This window comes from Carboxylicivirga sp. (assembly GCF_982718395.1).
The window spans coordinates 1-7,248 of sequence record NZ_CEXQWX010000230.1 but is presented as its reverse complement, the minus strand read 5'-3'; the positions used below and the strand labels follow the sequence as shown (position 1 = coordinate 7,248).

General features: G+C 39.0%; 4 protein-coding genes. 1 reads left to right on the top strand and 3 read right to left on the bottom strand.

Translation table 11 applies throughout. The annotated features are described in order from the left end of the window. On the top strand, positions 1-1,651 hold a 1,651-nt coding region (locus AC4MRQ_RS23960; protein ID WP_491200258.1), incomplete at its 5' end, for a LamG-like jellyroll fold domain-containing protein. A gap of 241 nt (positions 1,652-1,892) precedes the next feature. Here the strand turns inward: AC4MRQ_RS23960 and AC4MRQ_RS23955 are convergent. The 3 genes from AC4MRQ_RS23955 to AC4MRQ_RS23945 form a co-directional block, all read right to left on the bottom strand. After that, positions 1,893-3,167 carry a glycoside hydrolase family 172 protein gene (locus AC4MRQ_RS23955; RefSeq protein WP_491200257.1) on the bottom strand — a complete coding sequence of 425 codons (1,275 nt, stop codon included), beginning with the start codon at positions 3,165-3,167 and terminating at the stop codon, positions 1,893-1,895. Between the two features lie 339 nt (positions 3,168-3,506). Beyond that, positions 3,507-5,264: a RagB/SusD family nutrient uptake outer membrane protein gene (locus AC4MRQ_RS23950; protein WP_491200256.1), complete on the bottom strand. Its 1,758-nt coding sequence runs from the start codon at positions 5,262-5,264 to the stop codon at positions 3,507-3,509. Between the two features lie 13 nt (positions 5,265-5,277). Further along, a partial coding sequence (locus tag AC4MRQ_RS23945) for a SusC/RagA family TonB-linked outer membrane protein (RefSeq protein WP_491200255.1) occupies positions 5,278-7,248 on the bottom strand: 1,971 nt, incomplete at its 5' end.

Genomic DNA, 7,248 nt, shown 5'->3' with positions numbered 1-7,248 from the left:
CATTTTAGTCTTGTTTATCTGTGTATTGATTGATGTTTCTGCAAAGGCACAAAATAAAATCGATATAGATAATTTGTTTGATCATCTTACCAGAACCGAACATTCCATTGATAAGCATACAGGAGGGAGTGGTATAGTGAGTTATGAGTTTAACGGGATAGATAGTGAAATAGAACTTAATGATGTTCCACTCACCAGACAATTAACATTTTGCGCATGGATCAAACCCAATGAGCTCTTAAAAAAGAATATGGCTATTGTTGGTATTCCTGATTTGTTCTGGTTTAGAACAACGAATACTCGCGAACTTCAGTTTACACAACCGGGACTCATCGATAACAATACCGATAGTTTGCTGCTGACAAATCAAAACTGGTATTTTGTGAGCCTCGTTATTGATTATCCTTCGGTTAAAATTTATGTCGATGGAGAGTTGATCAATGAATTTGTTTGGATGGGAGAAGCTTATCACTGGCCTGGCCAACTATTGATCGGGAAAGATAAGTGGCAGGAACATTTTAACGGGATCATGAAAGGCATTTCGATTTATGCCAGTGCGCTTGATTTAACTGATATTGACCGACTACATAAGGAATCTAAGGATTTCCTTAATTTAACCGATGGGATTGTTTTCTACCAGCCTATGGATAGAATGAAAGCATATTTTTCAACAGAAGAGTTAAAGCCAACGGGCAATATTATCTTTATCAAAGACTCCATTAGAGGTACTGTGGCAGATTTTAATGGCAAAGATCGGTTTATGTCATTTGGTGAACTACCCATTGATAATGCCACTACCATATCATTATGGATTAAACCCGCTGTTTTTAATCGCGATTTTGGCGCATTGGTCTGCTTAGGACATGCCTATTCGTTTAGAATTAATAGCGCAGGAGCTCTGTTGTTCACCATTCCGCAAGAAGTTGATATTGTCTCAATCAATTCAAATCTGAAACTGAATGAATGGCAACATATTGCGATCACTTATAAAGAGCAATCAATTCTGACTTTTTACGTGGATGGTAAGCAGACCCAAACCTTTCATGTGAAGCCATTTAAGCAAACTACCAAGGAATTGGATATTGGCATTAACTTATGGAACGATCATTATCATGGTCAAATGGATGATTTAATAATCTGGAATCGGGTATTAAGTGATGAAGAAATTAAAGAAGTCAGCCAAAAGGTAAAAGAAGACTGGGATGAGTATTTAAGTTATACCAAGAGCAATTGGTGGATATACTTTGCAGTAGTTGGCCTTTTGCTTTTTGTAACTTTTGTTTGGATAATGCGCAAACAACGTGGTAAAATAGCAGAGACATCAGTAGAAGAAAAAAGTGATTTTAATAATCGGATTCGAACAATTGTCCTTAACAATCTGGCTGATTCATCCTTTTCGGTAGCGAGCTTTGCTGAAGCCATAAACATGAGTAAAACGAAACTTTATAACACTCTAAAAGATGAGGTAGGGCAAGCTCCTAAAGAATATATCCGCGATGTTAGGCTGGATGAAGCAGCGCGTTTACTGAAAGAGACTAAGCTTCCGATAAACGAAGTTGCAATGGAAACGGGCTTTGAGAGCCGGGCTTATTTCAACAAATGCTTCAAAAATAAATTTGATGTGACGCCTACTGATTACCGAAAGGAATAAAGTGATTGCCTCGAAGAAGGAAAAGTCAATGTTAATACCTTCACTCCGCATGCAGAATTTCATAGCCCGCTGATATCGCTGATTTTCGCTGAAAGAGCATTCACCCATTCGGGTGAATAAAAATCTGCGATAATTTGCGCAATCAGCGAGAAACAGAAAAAACTAACCCTCGCCAAATGACGAGGGTTTGCTATAAAATTGAAGGAACCTTTTTGCTTTAACAATCAGGTATAATCCTCAGTTATTTTGTGTATTGATATACCTTTTCCGTCATAAGTTCAGTCCTTAACTCTTTGTTTTGAATTGCAGGCAGCTTCGAAACAGGTTTATCCAGGTAAAAATAGGCAGTTGCCGAAACATCATCGCTACGGTAAAAATTGGTAGAGAATCCATCCGGAAAATCATCATCTTCCAGTTTTGGAGGATTATCCATATCCAGGTAGCGTTTACTGGCATCCATGCCTTCACTTGAAACATAAGACCATACCACCTCAAAATCAGCTCCATTCTCTCTCATTTTCCTTAGTTGTTTTCGCTGACTATTTCCAATTTGCTGAATAGTCACCTTACAATCCTTATGAAAATAAACCGGGTCAACAGTATGATATCGGTAGAATGCGTAAATATCACGCTCTTTGTTTGACACCAGAGAACCTTGAATTTGATTAGCATATTCACCTTGTCCCCAACCTGTTCCAATGTAATCTTCAGTACCTGTTCCTACCAGAGTTGGTAATTCTTTATCTCCATCAAGGAAAATTTTCACTTCTCCTTCGCCAAACCAGGTTCCCCGATAAGTTGAATCACCAATAACGCCAATATTCGTTCCCAGATAACGTCCTTTTCCTTCAACTTTCGGAAGAATTTCAAAATCCTTACCAATCGTTGTTTTTATATCGCGATGCCAGTAGGCGTGAAAATATAGGGCATCATCGGCAAGTTTGTCCAGTTTTAAGAAATCAACCTTGTAATAAAACATGATAATGTCATCCGACTCATTAACCACTTCAATACGAGCTGCCTTTCTGTATGGCATTGGGATAAAGCAATTATGCGAGCGCCCTTCGGGAGAGGCAAATAATTCACACTCAAACTCTCTCATGAGTCCTAAGCCAATACCAAAAAAGTCAGTAAAAGGAACGGAGACAGCAGGTTTATCAGAATTATCCCAATACATTTCTATTTTTACCTTACGACGGTTCTCAGGTTTCCATAACAAAGAATTAGCTGACCATATTTTTGTAATAATTCCTGCACCTTCCTGATCAAAAATAACTTTTGAAGTACCAGGAGCAATTAAAGTATAAGCATCGCCTTTAGCACCCTTATTACTCATTCCACCTTTGCCTTTTTCGGCATTAACATTTTCGGCACTAGTCCATCGTGTTTGAACGCCCTCAGGAGCCGCTTTGTAGAGGGTGGTGATTGAAGAACACGAAAAATTGTTAGAATGGTCTTTGCACGAAACAAAAAGTACCAGAATAATTCCGGTTGTCAATAAAAAGATTCTTTTCATACTTGTTGAATTATTGTTGTGTATTAGTTTGATTTTGGAATTTAGATTTAGGTGTTAAAACGTTTTAGCAAAATTAAAAAGTTTTAGCGAATATTATGACTGATTAGGAAATAACTAAGTGGAATTCACATTATTCCTCCATTTTTTACATGACACTTCTAAAGGAGCATTGTCTGTTTTTCATCTTTTTAAAAGCCTCAGTCATTTACCCTTTATTAATGATAAATGAAAGAAGCTGTTTTTAACTTTAAGATTGACCGAAACTTTAGTCAACTATTTGGTTAAAAACAGCTTCTTGTATTTTTAGCTCTTTATAATAAGAGCATTTGATTAAGTAAGTTATAACTCAGGATCAAAGGTACCTCCCCAATCTTTATTTTGCTCGAGATTCGAATTTCTGTCAATGTGACTTAATTGGATCGGGAAGAAGTAATATTTCTCCGGCATTACCATTTGAGTTGGGCCGTTGGTAATTAACTCTTCAACTGAATAGCCAAAATCTTCAGGTAGCAACTCATTGTTTTTGGCTTTTTCTTCATCCTCTGTTGTTACCTGATCGTAAGTTCTGCCATTAACGGTCATAGCCATGATGCCGTATTTACGTATACCATCCAAACGATCTAACATGCGGTGACGACGTAAGTCCCAGAAACGTTTACCTTCAAACAGCATTTCAATATACTTTTCATGAAGGATGGCTTCACGAACTTCTTCGCGTGTCATACCATCTTTCAGGCCATACATGCCATCAGTTCCGGCTTCGATACCGGCGCGATCCCGGATATCCTTCAATGCCTGAACGGCAACACCTGACTCTCCAGTTTCATTTGCTGCTTCGGCATAGTTGAACAACACTTCTGTATAGCGTATTTCAGGCCAATCGTAATCATTGGTTGAAACCAGTTCAGGTAGCAATGATTCATTAATACCTTTTCTACAATAAAGGCCAGTGCGGTAGTGACTTTCGCCTTGTATTACATAGCCAAATGCATCTACCGAGGAGGCTATATTGGTCATTGTATACTGGCGTCTGCCGGCTTTTCCACTCAATTCATATATTTCACCATTCCACACCAAATTCGCTGTAAACCGTGGATCACGATTTTGCCAGAAGGTTTGAACATCGTATGGATAGGCTGTAGATGTGCCAGGTTGTTTACCATCCATCATTGGATAAGCTTCGGCCATTGCCCAAATGGGTTGATCACCTCCAACAGCATTTTTGGATTCTGATAATGGGCGAACAGAGTTTTCGCTTCGTCCATTTGATTTAACAGGGTCCTGATAGATTACTGAAAGAACATTTTCCATATGTCCTTCGGTTTCAAAAATATCAGTATAGTTACTTAATAATCCGTAACCATTAGCATCCAGAAAATCGATGGCGGCTTTATTGGCTGTGTAAGCATCTTGCCAATATTGATTATCATATGGATTAGATGAGTTGAATTGTGGTGATGCTTTATAAAGCAATACGCGCCCTTTAAAGGAAAGGGCAGCAGCCTTGTCAATTCTGCCCCTGTCAGAGCCATCATATTTGTCAGGCAATGAAGCAATAGCATCATCAAGGTCTTCAATGATAAAATCGAAACATTCAGCGGTACTATTTCTAGTGACGTTCAGGTCATCGTCCATATCTTGTGGTTCCTTAATAATTGGTACACCACCATGCATGACGACCATCTTAAAGTAATGATAGGCTCGTAAAAATTTTGCCTGACCTATCATGGTTGCTTTTTGATCATCAGGAACAGTACCTTCGGGTAATTCTTTCAGTAGAATATTGATATTACGTATTTCAACATATGGCCAGTATTTCATTGTATTATTGTTCGTTGTCACCCAGTCAGGGCCTATAATACTACCACTTTCGTCGGCCATGTTGCCACTGTTTACGGGCCAGCCACTTAATGTAATGGCATACAGGTTAGCAAGATATGCCTGAGCTGTTTGTGCATCATCAAAAGTGCCTTCACCTGGATAGCGGCCAAGATCTTCTACCTCGTCGATTAAATCGCCACACCCGGTTATGATAAGGGCTGCCATTATAAAGCTTAAGATGTGCTTAATATATGTTTTAAGAATACTTTTTTTCATCTCTTTGTTGATTTTAGAAATTAATACTTAGCCCACCGGTAAAAGTCTTCATAAGTGGATATGAATCTAATGTGGCTTGTTCGGGATCGTGTTCCTTAAACTCTGAAATAACAAACAGGTTGGTACCATTAACAAATACCTGTACATCCTTTAAACCAACTTTATTGAACCATTGGTTAGGAAGGGTATAGGCAATATTCAGGTTTTTTAAACGCAAGTAAGCACCGTTTCTCATCCAGAAAGAAGAAGGGCCGCCACCGAATTCGGGCTGCATCCAGTTACCACCAATTCTTGGATATTTGGCATTTGGATTTTCAGGTGTCCAATAATTATCGGCCCAAAGTTCGAAATAGGGGCGATCAACCTGGAAGACACCACCACCTCCTGAGTTTCGGGTAGCAACTACACGATCATATGCACCAACGCCCTGAAAGTGTGCATTAATTGCGATGCCTTTCCATTCAAGGTTAGTACCAAAACCATAGTTAATACGTGGTGATCCATTGTCACTTAAGTAAGTCCAGTCATTCCAGTCAATTTTTCCATCCGGTCCTTCTGAATAATTATCACCTCTGATATCCTCAAACAAAAGAGTTCCGATTTGTGGCTGACGACCAAAAACAGTATATCCGTCAGGAATTGCATCCAGTTGTTCCTGGGTGCGAATAATACCTTTTGAGATTAATCCACCTACTCTTGCCCCTGGCTTACCAATTCTGCTTCGCCAATTATCTTTATAGGTTCCATCGGTATAAGATTCAGGTTCATCATAAACAACCCATTCATCTATAGCATAACCCATGTTGGCATATACTTCGTATTTTAAATCACCAATGCGATTTTTATAAGTTGCTGAAATTTCAAAACCATTCCATTCGCGCTCAGCATAGTTTTCCCAAGGCAAGCTAGCTCCCAATGTTGTAGGTGTTGATCCCAAACGTGGCCCAAGTATATCACTCACATTTTTACCCCAGAAGTCAAACTCACCGCTTAGCTTATTGTCGAAAAATCCATATTCAATACCTAAGTTCCAGTTTTTAACAGTTGACCAGGTAATGTTGGTATTAGGCATTGTTCCCGGACTAAGTCCATCCTGCAATGAATTTCCAAAAATAAATCCGGTTGATTTGGTGTAATAATTGGTCCATTGCCACGGAGTAATTGACTGACCATAGATATTTTCAAGTGAACCGGTTGTACCATACGAACCTCTTATCTTCAGGTTGGTCAGCCAATTTATTCCTTTCATAAAGTTTTCTTCTGAAAGTCTCCATCCGGCTGAAAAAGAAGGGAAATAACCCCAACGCTGTCCGGGAGCAAAACGATAGTTTCCATCGTATCTGAATGAGTATTCAACGATATATTTATCAGCAAAGCTGTAGTTTAAACGTCCGATGTAAGAAGCATTCGCATTCTCACTTTCACCACCATCGAATATTCTTCTTTCAGGTTCTCCTGATGCATTAAAAATCTGATCGATGTTTGTTGATAGTAAATCTTCGGCCCGTCCATATAACCACTTACCATTGTCTTCAACCTGCTCGTAAACTGCCACGGCCGAAATATTGTGATTTCCAAACTGCCTGTCATAATTAATAAACCAGTTGTATTGATACGAGCTGCTTAAGCCAACATTTTCCTGAATATTAGGATAGCTTGAGCTGAGGTTGTGTGATTTTGTTTGCGTGAAATCTATTGGACCAGGTACAAATTTGTTTTCAGAATCACCTGATTGAAATATATACCATTTGTTATGAACCACATATGATTTCATGTTTCTGTCATAGGCATTAACATTGGCCTGAACAGCTGTCGATAACCCTTTAACATACTGACTTAAATCCAAATCGAACCTTAATATTCCATTTAATGTTCTATGCTTGGAGCGTCGGTAACCTCCGTTTAGCATTACTTCAGGAGGATGATAACCGCCCGCCGGACCAACCGGATAGTCATTAGGATTATTGGTTGGATTGCCATCGGC